Genomic DNA, 15478 nt, shown 5'->3' with positions numbered 1-15478 from the left:
ACAAGCCTCAATTCAGAACGCGTGATTCAACCTGTACCGGTTTGTTTGCCCGCAACATCAATCCCAGGCCCACGAACAACACAGGCACCACCATCGAGAAGTGCCGGGCAAAGGAGCCGAAGTCCGGCTCGAACAGGCCTTGAACCAGCAGGAATGCCAGCGGAATCGCGATCAGTTCCTTAGGCTTGGTCTGGATCGGCGCACCCTTGTAATCGGTCGAGGTGATGACCTTGAACAGCAGCAACGCGGTCATGATCATCAACGCCACGAAGATCACCTGGCCCGGCCCCGACAGCAAAATCAGCTCCACGGGGAACGACAACCGAAAAAAGATGATCATCGAGTCCAGGGCCTGGGAAACGAAGTCGCTGCCGCTGAGCCACGAAACGATCAACGACTTGGAACCCTCCTCCCCCGCCGTGCGCAGTTCGTTGTTGCTGGCGCGAATCGACGACACCGGAAAGCCGAGCGCGACCTGGATCGCCATGGCGACCGCCAGGTAGAACAGAAACAGCATCAGGAAGAAGGTGAAGCGCGAGACGTATTTCTTCATCACGCAGACGCCGACCCAGGACAGTGAAAACAGAATCCAGTAAGGCCGGATCAGCACGCCGTAGATCACTGCCGAGAGGAAAAACCCGCCGCGATATTTGCGCGTCAACGAACTGAGCAGAATGCTCAACACCGCCACCGACACGATGATTTCCTTGGTCAGGTTCTCCAGGAAAAACGAACGGACAATGCCCCACAGACACAGAGTTCCGAAAATCGCCAACGGCATGCGGCGAAACACCACCACCGGAATCGCCGTGAGCAAAAAATTGCAGAACATGCCGTAGGCCCAGGCATTGGTCAGGTTGATCCCGGTGGGCCGCAACAGGAATGCCGAACACTCATAGGAAGAGCGATCCGGCGAGAACGGGTTCCAGAAATTGCAGTTGTCGGCTCGCGCGTAGGACGACCACAAGGTCATGGCATCAGGGCCGGGAGCGCGTGGGACCAACATCGGCATGGCCACCGACAGGAACAACCCGGTAAACAGAATCAGGAAGGAAATCGATGAGTCGAGCTTCTTGCCGCGGAACTCGATGCACGGCAGCTTCAGGCCCATGACAGTGCTGCCTTTTTTGCGCCGGTCATGCGGGTCAACAGCGCAATGACCCCGAGCTGCACAATGATTGCGAAAACGTTGCCCCAGGCGGCGCCGTAGATCGAATAGTGCTTGATCAGCAGGTAGCTGACCGGCACTGAAACCAGCAGGCATATGAATGCGCTCGCCAATGACACCCGACTGTTTTTCGAGGCGATCAACCCACCCCAGACGATGTCGCCGATAGCGCGCAAGGCAAAGGAAAAAATCAGCACGCCGAGGATTGCGTTGTCCGGTCGCGGAACCGCCGCGCCGACATAATCGAGCAGAACATTGAAGAACAGATAAATCAGCACCGCCACCGCGGCAGACACCACCAGCGAGCGCATCACCCATTTGTTGACGAACAATTGCCTGACCGTGAACGGCTGTTGGTCCGCCTGAAACCGCTTGGCGAGCACCGGAATACCCACCACTGCCACCACCGCGTAGGACAGCGCTTGCAAGGTGTTGGCCGCCGACCAGGCGTATACGTATTTACCGAGGCTGGCGTAGGGCTCCAGATCGATGATCAGAAAGCGCTCGGCATACTGGCTGAGCGCGATCAAGCCTGTGCCAAGATAGAACGGCAGCCCGGCCTTCCACACGGTTGCGGTGGCCAGCGTGCCACTGACCCGGCCTTTGTGCACGTTCACCACAATCAGATAACCGGCGACGATCACCAACACGTTCGCCGCCACCCAAAGCCACAACACACTGGCGATGCCGGACACCCAGCCAAGCATCATCCCGCCCACCGCCAGCACCGCCCACAGACCGGTCTTGACGAAAAACAGCAACGCACCCGCCGTGGCTTTCTGCGCGGAAAACACGAAGGAATTGATTTCGAAGGACAGGTGTTCGGTGAGCAGTACCAGCGTCACACAGAGGATCAGCGCAGTCGTCGCCTCGACGGCCTGGAACAGCGAGTAAACCAGCACTGTCACCACCGACAGCAGCAACCCCACCGCCAGATACAACAGCAAAACCTTGTCGACCACCCGCCGCGACGTCCCACCCACGCTGATCAATCGATTGATCTCGGAACTGAACCCGACGCTGTAGAACTTCGAGGCGATCAACGACGCCGCGACCACCACGCCGTAAAAGCCCAGTGCCTCATAACCCAGGTAATGGGTGATGGCCAACACCAGCAAAAACTTCGCGCCTAATGCCCCGCCGCGAAGCAACAGCCGAAATATCATCGAACGATACCTTTGATGATCTCGTCCATGGCCACGGTTTTCGCTTCGATCTCGCGGCAGGTATCGGTCAGGCGTTTGCCGAAATTCGACAGTGCATTCGGTGCGTAGACCGTGTTGATGATGGTATCGACATCGATGTCGCCGCCATTGATCACCCAGTCTTCCACGCCCATGTCCTGATAGGCGCCGAAGCCTTTGCGCTCGTAGCTGATGTGGTACGCCGGGACGCCGGAAAGCAGCGATTCGATGGCGCCGTGCAGACGCACGGAAATCACCAGGTCCGGCTGGTATTTGGCCAGTGTCGCCTTCAATGGCAGCAGGTCTTCGGTAATGCCCAACTCGCGATAAAACGCGCCGTCATCGTTGCCGCGTACCGCGCTTTGCACGGCGCACACCACCTTGCTTTTGTTCTTCAGGCGCTGCAGCAGCAACTTCAGGTTGGCCACATAGGCGAGCTTCTTTTCCTTGCTCCACTCCGGCGGCTTGCGCAGCACCACGCACACCGTTGCTGGCGACGATGCGCAACGGGTGAACTTGGGTTGCGCGAGGATTTTGCTCGCCAGGGACTGGACTGCCAGGTCCGGCGCACGGTAGACATTTTCGTAAGCATCAAAGATCGCCGAGGAGCGATTGTCCCGCACGAACACCGCGTCGGCGCTGGCGTAATGCTCGACGATCCTGCGGCTCTCGCCGTGGAACGGCCCAATGCTTTGCGGCAGGTAAACCGACGGCACTTTGCTGAGGATTGCCGTTTCCAGTTGCCTGGCGTGCCCCAGTTTCAGCTTGATGTGTTCGAAGGCACTTTTGGAGCGCATGTAGCCGCCGCCGACACCGACGATCAGGTCGGTTTTTTTCAACAGATCCGCCAGGCCTGCGTAGGACTGGTTGAGGAACACCGCTTGCTTGACCCGACCCAAGCCTTTGGCCGCCATCACCGGGGCCTCAAAACGCGGGTGTGGCAAGTAGCTGAAGGACTGTGGATCGGAGGCCACCACGCTGATCGAAGTGTCTTCGCCGAAGTTTCGCTGCACCAACTCAATGGCCAAATCGACGAGCAGCCCGTCACCGGAGTTGGACGCACTGTAGCCATGCAAAATCGTTACGTTCATATGCTTGAGTTCTACTTAAAAAGAGGGAGCGCGATACAGGTCGTAGGTCTGGCGAATCATCAAGGCGGCGCTGAAACGCTCGCGCACGATGCTGCGCCCTTCGCTGCCAAGGTCGAGCAAGCGCGGTTTCTGGATTTTCTTCAGCACATCGGCCAACGCGTGGTGGTCGCCGCTGGGAAAGACGTAGCCGGACACCTCATCAGTGACGAGCTCGGGCAGCGACGTGCAATTGCTGGCGATCACCGGCAAGCCCATGGCCATGCCTTCCAGCGGCACCATGGCGAAGCCTTCCCAACGACTGGGCACAATCAGCGCATCGGCTTTCTGATACAGCACCTGCACTTCGTTCGGCGTGACCCAAGGCAGGTATTCAACGGCGTCCATCGGCGGACACTCGACCGAATCCTCATTGACCGCACTGCCAACCACCGTCAGTTTCAAGTCGTTGCGCTGCACCTTGGCGAAGGCCTTGAGCAACACATCGAAGCCTTTCTGATAGTCGAGGCGGCCGACGAAGAGCAAGTGAATCGGCTCGGGGCTGCTGGTTTTCGGCGCGTCATCCTTGCGGTGAATGCCGTTGTAGATCAGCTTCATGCGTTTGCGCTCGATGCCAAACCGCGCGGCTTTGTCCAGCTCGTACTGGCTGACGCAAATGATCACGTCGGTGACTTTCTGCAACATCCGCTCGATCGAGGCATAGACCTTCTGCTTGATCGGCGAGCTTTCCATCAGGAACGAAAACGCATGCGGGCAGTAGACGATTTTCGGCTTGCGCCAAGGTCGCAACAGCACGCAGACACACCGGCCGATCACCCCGGAAAACGTGCTGTGCAAATGCACCACATCGGGCTTTTCCTTGAGCATCACCTGGGTCAGACGCCAGGCGAAGCGCAGCAACGACGGCACATTGCGCCCGGAGCGGGCGAAGGTGCGGATCTGCTGCGCTTGGATGCCGTGCAGTTCTTTTTCCTGATCCTGCGGGACCAGATACACCAGTTCGTAGTTCGCGACGTCATCGTCCGGCGAAGCCGAAATTGTGCGGATAACGGTCGCGACGCCACCTTTGATCGTCTCTGCCACGTGCAGTATTTTTTTCACAGTTCACCCACTTCAAACATGAAAGGACAATCGTCAAAACTCAGGACTTGTCGGACGCGTATTCGTAGCTGTAGTAGCCGTAACCGCCGTTGCCGTAATAGCTGGCCGCACGTTTTTCGACGCCGTTGAACACCGCACCTTTCAACTCGATGCCGTTCTGCGCGAAGCGGCGAATCGTCAGTTCGATTTCTTTGGCCGGGTTCACCCCGAAGCGCGTGACAATCAGGCTGATGCCCGCTTCACGACCGACAATCGCCGCATCGGTCACGGCCAACAGCGGCGGCGTATCGATGATCACCAGGTCGTAAAGCTCGCTGAGTTGCGCCAGCAGTTCGCGAAAGTTGGCGTGCATCAACAGCTCGGAAGGATTGGGCGGGACCTGGCCACGACTGATGAAATGCAGGTTGTCGACTTCGACTTTGTTGATCGCCTGCTCGATGCTGCAGCGCTTGACCAGCAGGTCCGACAAACCATTGGTGATCGGTGTGTTCAGGGTTTTGTGCAAATGACCTTTGCGCATGTCGGCATCGATCAGCACCACGCGCTGTCCGCTTTGCGCCATCACCGCTGCGAGGTTGGAGGACACGAACGTCTTGCCGACCTGCGGGCTCGGGCCGGAAATCATGATGCGGTTGTTGGTCGAATCGAGCCCGGCAAAATGCAGGCAGGTACGCAAGCTGCGAATCGACTCGATCGACAGATCCGTCGGGTTGCGCAGGGCCAGCAGGTAGGCCGGTTTGTCCACGCCGTCCCGGGCACGACCTTTTTTGCTGTCCTCTTCCTGCTGCAATGCGCTGTAGGGAATCGACGCGTAAACCGGCAGGCCGAGTTGTTCGATGGCTTCCGGCCCTTCCAGTCCTCGACTCAAGGATTTTCGCAGCAACACCAGCGCCACCCCGAAGAAGGCGCCAAGGAAGGTTGCAATCAGCACGATCAAGGGTTTGCGCGGCTTGACCGGATTGGTCATGTCGACATCCGCAGTGTCGATCAACCGCACGTTGCCCACCGCCCCCGCCCGGACAATGTCCAGTTCCTGGGATTTGTTCAGCAGTTGCGTATAAATCTGCGACGCCACTTCCACATCGCGGGTCAGGTTGAGCAATTCCTGTTGCGTGGCGGGCAGGTCCTGGGCCTTGCTCTCCAGTGCCTTCTGTTGCTGGGTCAGCTCGCCGAGCTGGGTCATCAGCGCGCGGTACGCTGGATGCTGTTTGGTGAACTTGCGGTCCAGCTCCGCCTGTTGCATTTTCAGTTCGGAGATCCGCGTGTCGAGGCTGACAACCTGTTCCAGCACCGATTGGGTTTCGAGGGAAATATTGACCGTCTTGCCACGGGTTTGATAACCGTTGAGTGCCTCGCTGGCCTTGGCCAGATCACGCTTGACCTGCGGCAATTGGCCTTGCAGGAACTCCAGGCTCTGCGCCGCTTCAGCCGAGGTGCGTTGCACGTTCTGCTGCACATACAACGAAGAGATCTTGTTGAGGATTTTCACGGCCTCGGCCGCATCGGTGCTGGCCAGGGCCAAACGGATGATTCCCGATTCCTTGCCTTGCTCGGAAATATCCAGCGCATCCTGGTAACCCTGAATGGTCACGATCCGCGGATTGCGCACTACTTCGAAACGCGTGCCGGGGTTTGCCGACAGCTGAGCGATCAAGCCTTCCACGTCGTCCTGTTTGAACGCTTGGCCAGCGACGCCGTCGACCAGCAGGTTGTCGTTTTCATCGAACAACTGGAACCGTTGCTGCTCACCGGCGACCAGCGTGAGTTTCTTGCCGAGCAGTTCTTTTGGCAGATTGAGCCGGCTGATCTCCAGTCGCTCACCACCCCAGGCGTAGCTGTTGAGACCGAAACGCGGGGCCGCGACACTGAACTCGGTTTCGCCGCGATAACGTCGGGCAAGAAAACCGCCGATGACCGGGAAGGTATTGGGGGTGACATCGATATCCAGGCGCAGGTCATCGACCGTTTTGCCGATCACCGCGCGGGACTTGATGATGCCGATTTCGGTCACCGAGGGCGATTGCCCGCCGAGCATGCTGTTGAGATCGGAAAACCCGAGCATGTCGTTCTTCTTCGGCTCGACCTGCACCAGCGCGTTCGCCAGGTACACCGGTGTCGCCAAAACCGCATAGGCAACGCCGGTCACCATAAAGGCTCCGGTGAGCGCGCCGATCAACCATTTCTGATCGATCAAACTGCCAAATATACCGAGAAGATCAATGCTGTCTTGATCGTTGTCGCGGGTGCCGATTACGGACGGTAACTGCATAAGTCTGTTCTTACCATTCATTGATCTGAAGAATATTCATCAACGCGCGAGGCGTTGCGCCCATGAGCTAACAGCATCTTCAATCAATGCATGGGCATGAATAAAAGCGGCCTTGCCTTGACGATATGGATCTTGTATTTCGCGCTCGCTCTGCCATTTACCGAGCAGAAAGACTTTGCCTCTGGCGTGAGAGGCAATATTCAATACTTGTTTTACATGCTGTTTTTCCATGACCAGAATCAGGTCTGACTCATTGACGATGTCGGGCGTCAATTGCCGCGCCTTGAAGGCTTCGGCACAGTGCCCACGGTCTTCGAGAATCTGCCGGGCTGACGCTTCCATGGACTCGCCCACCCTTGCGGACAGCCCTGCGGAGGCCACTGCGATCGTTGTAGAGGCCAGCGCGTCACGCAGCAAAAGCTCTGCTGTCGGACTTCGGCATATATTGCCCACGCAGACGACCAGGATCTTTTTGAACAAGATTTTACTTTCCCGAGTAATGTCAAACGGCCAACATGTCGCGAGGGTTTTAATGAACCCCACGAATCTTCCTGAACTCAGAAATAGATTCACCTGTTAGTACCGAAGCATTAAGTACCACAGCACTTAAAAGGCACCCAACCACAATTAGCGGACTAAAAATAACTGTGATTTTCAGCTGATAGATTTCCGACAAAAAATAACATTCACGCACTTCATACCTGCTTCATTATCGAAACATGAGTAAAGAGATATCTATTCGAAGTTGTCACTTCTCATCAGGAGAGCAGACATGAAATCAGCACATCTCAAACGACTCGGCGCGCTAAGCCTGATCGCGCTGGGTGCAACGACTCAGGTTCAAGCCAGCGAACTGTTCCCTAACCTGCCTACCAAGACCATTGGTGTGCAGGTCAAGATCCAGAGCTTTTCCGCTGCCGACGCCGCGCAGATCAAAGCAGCGGGGTTCAGCTTTGTACGCTTCGGTGTATGGAGCGACAGCCTGACTGCTGCGGCCTATCAGAAACAGGTCAGCGATGCCTTTGCGGCGGCCAGGTCCGCTGGCCTGCCGGTTTTGCTCACCGTACGCGCCATCAAGCCGTTGATGGCCGCGACAGGCAATATCAGTGAGCTGACAACGGCTGGCGAATCGTTTGCCAACACGGTGTCGAGACTGGAAACCTCCTACAGCACGCAGCTGGTGGCGATTGAAATCTGGAATGAACCCGATCTTGAGACCTATTGGCCGACACGCAATTTCGACACGACATTCGTGCCGTTCATGAGCGCCATGTGCAAGTCGCTGCAAGACAAACCGCAATCGGCGCCACGGGTCGGCTTCGGCTTCGCCCGCCCACCGACTGCGGGCTCCGCCTCGACGGTCGCGCTGAACCGCATCGTCAGCGAATACCCGAAATGCCTGAATGCCATCTCCTACCACCCCTATGGCATGACGAGCACCCAGATCAGCAACGCACAGACGTTTATCCAGCAAAACTTCCATTTGCCGGGCGTCATCAGTGAATGGGGTGTTTCGGCGCTCACTTCCAATGGTGGTGCTGAAGGACAAGCCAGCAAAATCGCTTCGTTCATTGCCGATGTGAAACGGCTGAATATCCCGCTGACCTCCATCTACGAATGGAGAAACACTGAATCGGGCAGCAATGACCGGGAGAAGAATTTCGGCCTGCTGACCTCCGACGGCCAACCCAAACCGGCGAAAATCACAGTCGAAACCCACCTGAACGCCGAGTAGCCACCGTGCAATCGCGACCGGTCTGTTCGCAGGTCGGTTGCTTTGAACCTGTGAGCTGTTTTGGCATCGTATTCATCGATACCTCGCCCCGCCTTTAAAACAATCGTTGTCTGGTTGTTGCCGCAGGGGCCATCGATACACGTACACACCCTTGAGTGGCTGTCAGCGCTCGGGTAATGTCATCAGACCCACAGGACAGAGCACGCCCATGACTTCCAAGCTGGAACAACTCAAACAAATGACCACCGTGGTTGCCGACACCGGCGACTTCGAAGCGATCGCTCGCGTTAAGCCGGTAGACGCCACCACCAACCCTTCCCTGCTGCTCAAGGCTGCGGCCATCCCCGCTTATGCCGAACTGCTGAACGCTTGCGTCAATGACTGCAAGGGCGATGTAGGCCTGGCCAGCGACCGATTCGGCGTCGCGGTGGGGCAAGAAATCCTCAAGGTCATTCCGGGCCGTATTTCCACCGAAGTGGATGCACGCCTGTCGTTCGACACCGATGCCGTGCTCAAGCGTGCGCACCGCCTGATCGAACTGTACGAAAAGGCCGGCATTGGCCGCGACCGCGTGCTGATCAAGATCGCCTCCACCTGGGAAGGCATCCGCGCTGCCGAGATCCTGGAAAAGGAAGGCATCCAGACCAACCTGACCCTGCTGTTCTCTTTCGCCCAGGCCGCGGCTTGTGCCGACGCCGGGGTGTTCCTGATTTCGCCGTTCGTGGGCCGCATCTACGACTGGTACAAGAAAGCCACCGGTAACGAGTTCACCGGCGCGGATGATCCGGGCGTGCAATCGGTGACGCGTATCTACAACTACTACAAGGCCAATGACTACAAAACCGTGGTCATGGGCGCCAGCTTCCGCAACCTGAGCCAGATCGAACAACTGGCCGGCTGCGATCGTCTGACCATCAGCCCGGACCTGATCGACAAGCTGGCGGCGGACACCGGCAAGCTGGAGCGCAAACTGGCGCCGGGTCACGCCGGTGAAGCACGCCTGAACCTCAACGAAGCACAGTTCCGCTGGCTGTCCAACGAAGACGCCATGGCGACCGAAAAACTGGCTGAGGGCATTCGTCAGTTTGCTCGTGACCAGGAAAAACTCGAGGCACTGCTGCAAGCCAAGCTGTGATCTGAGTTGGCGTAATGCAAAAAAGGGCGAACCCTGGTGGGTTCGCCCTTTTTTATGGTGCTGTGGCAAATGAGATGTGTGGCGAGGGAGCTTGCTCCCGCTGGGCTGCGAAGCGGCCCCAAAGGCCACAACCGAGTAGCATCAGGCATACAATAGTCGAAGGTTTTACGGCTGCTGCGCAACCGAGCGGGAGCAAGCTCCCTCGCCACAGTTCAGCGGTGTTCTAAAGGTTTACATGGAATCAGTGCCGCTCCAGCGCATTCACCAGGTCATGGAACGCTTCACGGTTGGAATCGTTCAGGCCCATGAGGATCTTGTGCGCTTCGAGCACTTTGATACGCACCACTTCTTCAGACTGATCCTGATCTGGCAGGTCATCCAGGCATTCCGGGCACGGCACAGGCTTGTCAACGATGTTGAACACCTGCTCGAAGCCCATGGATTGCAAAAGACGGGTAATGTCTTCGTGGGTGGTGACGACGGTCGGCAGCAGGCCGACCTTTTGCCGCGAAAGGATCGACAGCTTGGCCAAAAGGCCCAGGGTGGTGCTGTCGATGCTGCGGGTTTCGGTCAGGTCGATCACGATGGCGTTGAAGTTCAACGCCGTGAAGATCCGATCAATAGTCGCATCCAACGCCGAACACAGGGTCAGGCGAACTTCACCGACGAACTTCAGGACAAAGGTGCCGTCCTGCTCGGCGAACTGGATTCTACCGGTACTCATTGAAGATTCCTGCTCAACACCAACAGGGCGATATCATCCGGCATCTCCCCTAGCGTGGCCAATCCAAAAACCTGCCGCAGACCATCCAGGCTGCCGCCCGCTGCCTTGACCCGTTGGGGCAACGCAGCTTCTTTTTCTTTGAGTGTGGGTTCTGGCAAAAGGTCCAGAATGCCATCAGACATCAGCGTCAGGCTGAACGTCGGCGGCAGTTCCAGCACGTGGTCTTCGTAGGTGGCCTCGTTGAAGAGGCCAACCGGCAAACCACGCCCTTCCAGATAACGAACACTGTCGGGTGTGTACAACACTGGCAACGGCAAATGACCGCCGATGCTATAGGTCAACAAACCTGTCTCCTCGTCGATGACTCCACCGACCATTGTGACGTGCTTACCCAGCTTACAACTGATCAGCCCCCGGTTGATATGACCAAGAACTTCTGAAGGCTTGAATTCCGGCAATGTGCCGCTGCGCTTCGATTCGAACAGCAGGCGCGTGGTCATGAACTTCAGCAACACCGTAACGAAGGCTGAAGAGGCGCCATGACCGGAAACGTCGGCCAGATAGAACGCGACTCGACGCTCGTCCACCCGGAAATAGTCGACAAAATCACCCGACAGATACAGAGACGGGATGATCTGGTGGGCGAACTTGAACTCGTCAATGGTCCAGGGGCTGACCGGCAGCATGTTCATCTGTACCTGGCGACCGGCGTTCTGGTCTTCCTGGAGCAGGTTAAGGCTGGCGGCGAGTTCGCGGTTGGCCTTCTCCAGCTTCTCGCGGTAGCGCTGGTTTTCCAGCAGCAGACGCGCTCGATCCAGGGCTCGACGCACAGAGTGCTCGAGCACGGCCAGATCTTCGAGAGGCTTGATCAGGTAATCCGCCGCACCGAGGCGCAAAGCCTCGACCGCATCGTTCATCACACCGGCACCGGATACAACGATCACTGGCGTCTGCGGCGCGAGTTCGGTGACCTGGCGAATGAGTTCGAGTCCGCCCATCTGTGGCATGCGCAGATCGCAGATGACCAAGTCGGGCTTGTCTTGCTCGAATACCTGAAGACCCTGCTGGCCATTGCTGGCCTGCAAGACGCTGAAACCACTGTCTTCCAAATAGGCGGCGAGGCTCGCGCGCACTACTTCGTCATCATCGATTATCAGCAGCGTGGCACTGGTTTTTGGCATGTGGGCAAACGGCGCCAGAATTAGGTTGGCGTAGCGGCTCGGATTTTAGCCCGGCTCACACTACTGGATTCGCTTCTAGCCTCTCTGTTGCACTGTTTTCGAGCATTCGCCCTATTCGCATGTACACCAGAGGTGCCCTTCTAAGGCGCAGACGGTACTCCCATCCGCGAGGCGTTTCAAGCTCACGCCGATGGTCGCTTGACATCCATCCATGTCAAATCACCGGGAGTTATAAAAACCGCCAGAACCGAAACTCAATGTAAGGACCGCAGTCGCTCAAAAACGCAGAAGGCGGCTCGATGGCCGCCTTCTGTCTTAACCGGTAAAGATCAAAAATCGTCTTCAACCTGACCGTCTTTCACCTTGAATTCACGGTTCTGCAAGTACGCATTACGAATGAAGGTGTACTTGTCACCCGTGATCAGCTTCTCGGACGACAACAGGTTCGCGCGAGTATCGACGATGTTCAGACCGAAGATCGAGTTACGCACCGGCACATCGTTGATATAGCGGTACGGGCCGGTGTAACCGTCGACATACTTCGACGGCGCATCACGCAATGTGCTCGGCCCCAGCAGCGGCAGCATCACGTATGGACCACTGCCGACACCCCAGTAACCGAGCGTCTGGCCGAAGTCTTCGTCGTTGCGTTGCAGGCCCATCTTGGTACCGACGTCGAAGAAACCGAGAAGGCCGAAAGTGGTGTTGAAGATCAAACGAGCGGTGTCGACACCGGCCGCCGCAGGTTTGGCCTGCAAGATATCGTTGGCGAGGTTGGTCACTTCACCGACGTTGCGGAACATGTTGTGGATGCCGTCTTCAAGGAACTGAGGCGTCACGAACTGGTACCCCTGGGCCAAAGGCTTCAGGGCATAAGTGTCGAGCACGTCGTTGAATTTGTAGATCGGACGGTTGATGCTTTCCCAAGGGTCGTCTTCCGACGCTGCCTGGGCAACGAACGGAACCAGCAACGCGCTGGCACACACACAAAGCTGAGCGAAATGGTTGCTCCAGCGCATATAAAAACTCCTTGGATTGTACCGTCGCCTAGGACTGAGCCGGGCGCAAAGACCGCTAGTATAAGATGTAAAGGCTACTTTAGGCAGCATCCCCCTTGGGTGCGCTCGGGATTCGTGTGGCTGTCATCGATTCACCTCCGTGTCACTCAACTGTCATCGCTGCCCGCTAGCCTCGAGGCTATTTCAGGGTCGTCGACATGCCGCACGCCGAAACCAAGCCTCAATCTGCGCCAAACCTGACGGCCGTGCTGTTCGGGCTCAGTGGTTGCCTGGTGGATTTCGGCGCTCATACGCGTCTGAACGGCAGTCATTCAGTCGAGCACACCGAAGCCACTCCGGGCGCCCTCGAAAGCCTGCACAGTTTGCAGCGCCAACAAATACCGTGCGCATGGCTTGATGAGCTTTCGCCGGCCATCAGCCGATCCCTGGCGATTGCGTTGCCGGCATGGATCAAATCTTCGCAACACTCTGCAACAAACAACCCCTGGCCGGCTCCAGATGCCTGCTGGCGAGCATTGATGGCACTGAATGTCGAGAGACTGGACGGCTGCGTGCTGGTCAGTGGCGAACCGCGTCTTCTGCAATCGGGGCTGAATGCCGGATTGTGGACCATCGGGCTGGCGTCCTGCGGTTCGCTCTGCGGCTTGTCACCCGCACAATGGCAAGCCCTGTCCCAGCAGGAACGGGATATCAGGCGCGGCAAGGCGACCCTGCAACTGTTTAGCCTGGGGGTGCATTCGGTGATCGATCATCTCGGTGAACTCGACACCTGCCTGGCAGATATCAGCTTGCGCCGGCTCAAAGGCGAAAAGCCCTGATTGCGACCCTATGAAGCATGCAGGTTACGCAGGAGTGGATTAATCTTAAGGTCAGCCATAGACCTTTGGCGCATCGCTGCGGTCTATGCCAGTGCCATTTGAGAGAAGGAAGAACGCCATGCCTGCCCGCGAACTGCAAGAACAGCTCAATGCCCTGCGCGAGCAATTGGAACAGAATCCTCCGCTGTCCGAATCCGAGCGCGAAAACCTGCACGAACTGATGCAACAGATCGAACTCAAGCTCGAACTCGAGACCAAGACCCAGGACGCCAGCCTCGCCGACGGTGTCAACCTGGCCATCGATCGCTTCGAACTCGAACACCCTACCCTTGCCGGCACCTTGCGCAATATCGGCCAGGCCCTGGCCAACATGGGGATCTGACCCGCCAAACGCAAAAAGCCCCGCTAGCGATAGCGGGGCTTTTTAATGTCTGCTGCCTGAAATGCAGTCCACTGTAGCAGCGAGCCTGCTCGCGATGACGGCGTGTCAGTCGACATCAATGGTGTCTGACATACCGCTATCGCGAGCAGGCTCACTCCTACAGGGTTTCGTTACTGACGGACCAGGCGATGGTTCGGCAATTGAACCTCTTCAGTGCTGCGGTACGGGTTGATGTCCAGCCCGCCACGGCGCACATAACGCGCATACACCGTCAGTTTTTCCGGCTTCAGCAAGCGCTGCAGATCGAGGAAAATGCGCTCTACGCACTGTTCGTGGAAGTCCGAGTGCTGGCGGAAGCTGACGATGTATTCAAGCAAACTCGCGTGATCCAGCGCCGCGCCACGGTAATCCACCACCACGCTGCCCCAATCCGGCTGGCTGGTGACCGGGCAATTGGATTTGAGCAAATGGCTGTGCACGCTCTCTTCAACAGTGCGCGAGTCATCACACCGCAGCAGTTCCGGGCGCGGATGCTCGTAGTTGCTGACGCTGATATCCAGTTCGTCGATGCACACGCCGGGCAGCGCCACGACGCCTTCGGCTTCGACATCCTTGAGACTGCGAACGCGCACGCCAACCGGTTTGCCGGCAGCGGCCGACAGGTCTTTGACCAGCGTCGCTTCGAGGGTTGCGGTGTCGGCGAACGGCGTCTGGTTCAACGAGTTGAGATAGAGCTTGAAGGATTTCGACTCGATGATGTTCGGCGAATCCGCCGGAATACTGAACTCACCGATCGCCACCACGGGTTTACCCGAGGGCAACAACCACGACAGCTCGAAACAGTTCCAGAAGTCGACGCCTTTGTAAGGCAAGGTTTCAGCCGTCAAGCCGAGTTCGGCCCACTTCGCGGTACGCGGGATCGGGAACAGCAAGGACGGCGTGTAAGTGGCGATGTATTCGCTGGATTTACCCAGCGGCGAGTGTTCGGCTGCGGGATGCATGGCGGAAACCTGACTGAAGAATCAGCGGATTCTATCAGCCTTTGCTTGCGCCTTTGAGTGCTTACTGACTGACAGTCAATTTGCCGACCATGCCGGCCTGGTAATGACCGGGGATATTGCAGGCAAATTCGAGGTGAGTGGCCTTGTTGAAGGTCCAGGTCAGTTCGGCTGTTTTCCCCGGCTCCACCAACACACTGTTGGGATCGTCGTGTTTCATGCCGCCCTTCATGTCATGTCCCATCGAACTGTGATCCATACTGGCCATTGCACCGTGGTCCATTTCTTTCACCCCAGTAGGCGTGAACATGCCACTTTGCTGCATTTGCACCATTTCCTGCTGGTGCTTGGCATGCATCGACGCGTCACCCAGGTTGAATTCGTGCAGCAATTGGCCTTTATTCACCAGCACGAAACGCACGGTCTCGCCAGATTTGATCGCAATGTTCCCGGGGGTGAACGACATGTCACCCATTACCACTTCAATGCTACGGGTCGCCTTGGCGGCAGAGGCCGGCTGGCCAAAATCGTAAGGGTGCGCCGGCGCAGCCCATGCGGGCGAAGTCAGCGCCATCAAACCCGCGACTGCCGCCAGCGTTTTGCGCAAAAACATAGTCATACTCCAACCAGGTAAGGTTCAGCCTGTGCAAAACTCTAAACGGCGATCACTGCCCGC

15 protein-coding genes are annotated in these 15478 nt (G+C 57.4%); 4 read left to right on the top strand and 11 right to left on the bottom strand.

Translation table 11 applies throughout. The features are described from left to right. Positions 1-7 precede the first annotated feature (7 nt). Genes ASD60_RS27615 through ASD60_RS27590 form a run of 6 tightly spaced genes read right to left on the bottom strand, consistent with a single transcriptional unit; the run spans position 8 to position 7290 of the window. Complete coding sequence (locus ASD60_RS27615; RefSeq protein WP_056857049.1) at positions 8-1111, bottom strand: hypothetical protein; 1104 nt, start codon at positions 1109-1111, stop codon at positions 8-10. Next, positions 1102-2334: a polysaccharide biosynthesis C-terminal domain-containing protein gene (locus ASD60_RS27610; RefSeq protein WP_056857048.1), complete on the bottom strand. Its 1233-nt coding sequence runs from the start codon at positions 2332-2334 to the stop codon at positions 1102-1104. The genes ASD60_RS27615 and ASD60_RS27610 overlap by 10 nt, the downstream gene beginning before the upstream one ends. Further along, positions 2331-3443, bottom strand: coding sequence for a polysaccharide pyruvyl transferase family protein (locus tag ASD60_RS27605; RefSeq protein WP_056857047.1), 1113 nt, complete (start codon positions 3441-3443; stop codon positions 2331-2333). Before ASD60_RS27605 ends, ASD60_RS27610 begins: the two co-directional genes overlap by 4 nt. A 15-nt stretch (positions 3444-3458) precedes the next feature. Then, entirely contained in the window at positions 3459-4541 is a 1083-nt protein-coding gene (locus tag ASD60_RS27600; protein WP_056857046.1) for a glycosyltransferase, read from the bottom strand. A gap of 40 nt (positions 4542-4581) precedes the next feature. After that, complete coding sequence (locus ASD60_RS27595; RefSeq protein WP_056857045.1) at positions 4582-6810, bottom strand: polysaccharide biosynthesis tyrosine autokinase; 2229 nt, start codon at positions 6808-6810, stop codon at positions 4582-4584. 39 nt (positions 6811-6849) lie between these two features. Further along, positions 6850-7290, bottom strand: coding sequence for a low molecular weight protein-tyrosine-phosphatase (locus tag ASD60_RS27590; protein WP_056857102.1), 441 nt, complete (start codon positions 7288-7290; stop codon positions 6850-6852). A gap of 292 nt (positions 7291-7582) precedes the next feature. Between ASD60_RS27590 and ASD60_RS27585 the strand changes: the two genes are divergently transcribed. Both ASD60_RS27585 and tal read left to right on the top strand, forming a co-directional pair. Beyond that, entirely contained in the window at positions 7583-8545 is a 963-nt protein-coding gene (locus ASD60_RS27585) for a glycosyl hydrolase family 5 (RefSeq protein WP_056857044.1), read from the top strand. Positions 8546-8753: 208 nt separating this feature from the next. Beyond that, the gene (tal, locus tag ASD60_RS27580) at positions 8754-9680 is read left to right on the top strand and encodes a transaldolase (RefSeq protein ID WP_056857043.1); all 927 of its coding nucleotides are present in this window, start codon (positions 8754-8756) and stop codon (positions 9678-9680) included. Positions 9681-9921: 241 nt separating this feature from the next. On the opposite strand, the gene rssC is transcribed toward tal, so the two are convergent. From rssC to ASD60_RS27565, 3 genes are all read right to left on the bottom strand, one after another. After that, complete coding sequence (rssC, locus tag ASD60_RS27575) at positions 9922-10404, bottom strand: anti-sigma factor antagonist RssC (protein WP_056857042.1); 483 nt, start codon at positions 10402-10404, stop codon at positions 9922-9924. Further along, a complete protein-coding gene (gene rssB / locus ASD60_RS27570) occupies positions 10401-11585 on the bottom strand; it encodes a two-component system response regulator RssB (protein WP_056857041.1) in 1185 nt (394 codons plus the stop codon). The genes rssC and rssB overlap by 4 nt, the downstream gene beginning before the upstream one ends. A gap of 329 nt (positions 11586-11914) precedes the next feature. After that, positions 11915-12604 carry an MlaA family lipoprotein gene (locus ASD60_RS27565; protein WP_056857040.1) on the bottom strand — a complete coding sequence of 230 codons (690 nt, stop codon included), beginning with the start codon at positions 12602-12604 and terminating at the stop codon, positions 11915-11917. 197 nt (positions 12605-12801) lie between these two features. On the opposite strand from ASD60_RS27565, the gene ASD60_RS27560 reads away from it, so the two are divergent. Then, the gene (locus tag ASD60_RS27560; protein ID WP_056857039.1) at positions 12802-13422 is read left to right on the top strand and encodes a phosphatase; all 621 of its coding nucleotides are present in this window, start codon (positions 12802-12804) and stop codon (positions 13420-13422) included. Positions 13423-13540: 118 nt separating this feature from the next. Further along, complete coding sequence (locus ASD60_RS27555) at positions 13541-13804, top strand: DUF4404 family protein (protein ID WP_056857038.1); 264 nt, start codon at positions 13541-13543, stop codon at positions 13802-13804. Positions 13805-13974: 170 nt separating this feature from the next. Here ASD60_RS27555 and queF read toward each other — a convergent pair whose 3' ends face one another. Next, a complete protein-coding gene (gene queF, locus ASD60_RS27550) occupies positions 13975-14805 on the bottom strand; it encodes an NADPH-dependent 7-cyano-7-deazaguanine reductase QueF (RefSeq protein ID WP_056857037.1) in 831 nt (276 codons plus the stop codon). 61 nt (positions 14806-14866) lie between these two features. Continuing rightward, entirely contained in the window at positions 14867-15415 is a 549-nt protein-coding gene (copI, locus tag ASD60_RS27545; RefSeq protein WP_056857036.1) for a copper-resistant cuproprotein CopI, read from the bottom strand. Between the last annotated feature and the right edge of the window lie 63 nt (positions 15416-15478).

Source organism: Pseudomonas sp. Root562 (assembly GCF_001427125.1).
Lineage (GTDB): Bacteria > Pseudomonadota > Gammaproteobacteria > Pseudomonadales > Pseudomonadaceae > Aquipseudomonas.
Note: the sequence above shows the minus strand (reverse complement) of the source record. Positions and strands in the feature narration are given on the sequence as shown.

Excerpts from the sequence above, each read along its gene's own strand:
- queF (WP_056857037.1), bottom strand. The coding sequence starts at position 14,805 with ATGCATCCCGCAGCCGAACACTCGCCGCTGGGTAAATCCAGCGAATAC.
- ASD60_RS27560 (WP_056857039.1), top strand. The coding sequence starts at position 12,802 with ATGCCGCACGCCGAAACCAAGCCTCAATCTGCGCCAAACCTGACGGCC.
- ASD60_RS27585 (WP_056857044.1), top strand. The coding sequence starts at position 7,583 with ATGAAATCAGCACATCTCAAACGACTCGGCGCGCTAAGCCTGATCGCG.
- ASD60_RS27565 (WP_056857040.1), bottom strand. The coding sequence starts at position 12,604 with ATGCGCTGGAGCAACCATTTCGCTCAGCTTTGTGTGTGTGCCAGCGCG.
- ASD60_RS27610 (WP_056857048.1), bottom strand. The coding sequence starts at position 2,334 with ATGATATTTCGGCTGTTGCTTCGCGGCGGGGCATTAGGCGCGAAGTTT.
- tal (WP_056857043.1), top strand. The coding sequence starts at position 8,754 with ATGACTTCCAAGCTGGAACAACTCAAACAAATGACCACCGTGGTTGCC.
- ASD60_RS27605 (WP_056857047.1), bottom strand. The coding sequence starts at position 3,443 with ATGAACGTAACGATTTTGCATGGCTACAGTGCGTCCAACTCCGGTGAC.
- ASD60_RS27555 (WP_056857038.1), top strand. The coding sequence starts at position 13,541 with ATGCCTGCCCGCGAACTGCAAGAACAGCTCAATGCCCTGCGCGAGCAA.
- ASD60_RS27615 (WP_056857049.1), bottom strand. The coding sequence starts at position 1,111 with ATGGGCCTGAAGCTGCCGTGCATCGAGTTCCGCGGCAAGAAGCTCGAC.
- ASD60_RS27595 (WP_056857045.1), bottom strand. The coding sequence starts at position 6,810 with ATGCAGTTACCGTCCGTAATCGGCACCCGCGACAACGATCAAGACAGC.
- rssB (WP_056857041.1), bottom strand. The coding sequence starts at position 11,585 with ATGCCAAAAACCAGTGCCACGCTGCTGATAATCGATGATGACGAAGTA.
- rssC (WP_056857042.1), bottom strand. The coding sequence starts at position 10,404 with ATGAGTACCGGTAGAATCCAGTTCGCCGAGCAGGACGGCACCTTTGTC.
- copI (WP_056857036.1), bottom strand. The coding sequence starts at position 15,415 with ATGTTTTTGCGCAAAACGCTGGCGGCAGTCGCGGGTTTGATGGCGCTG.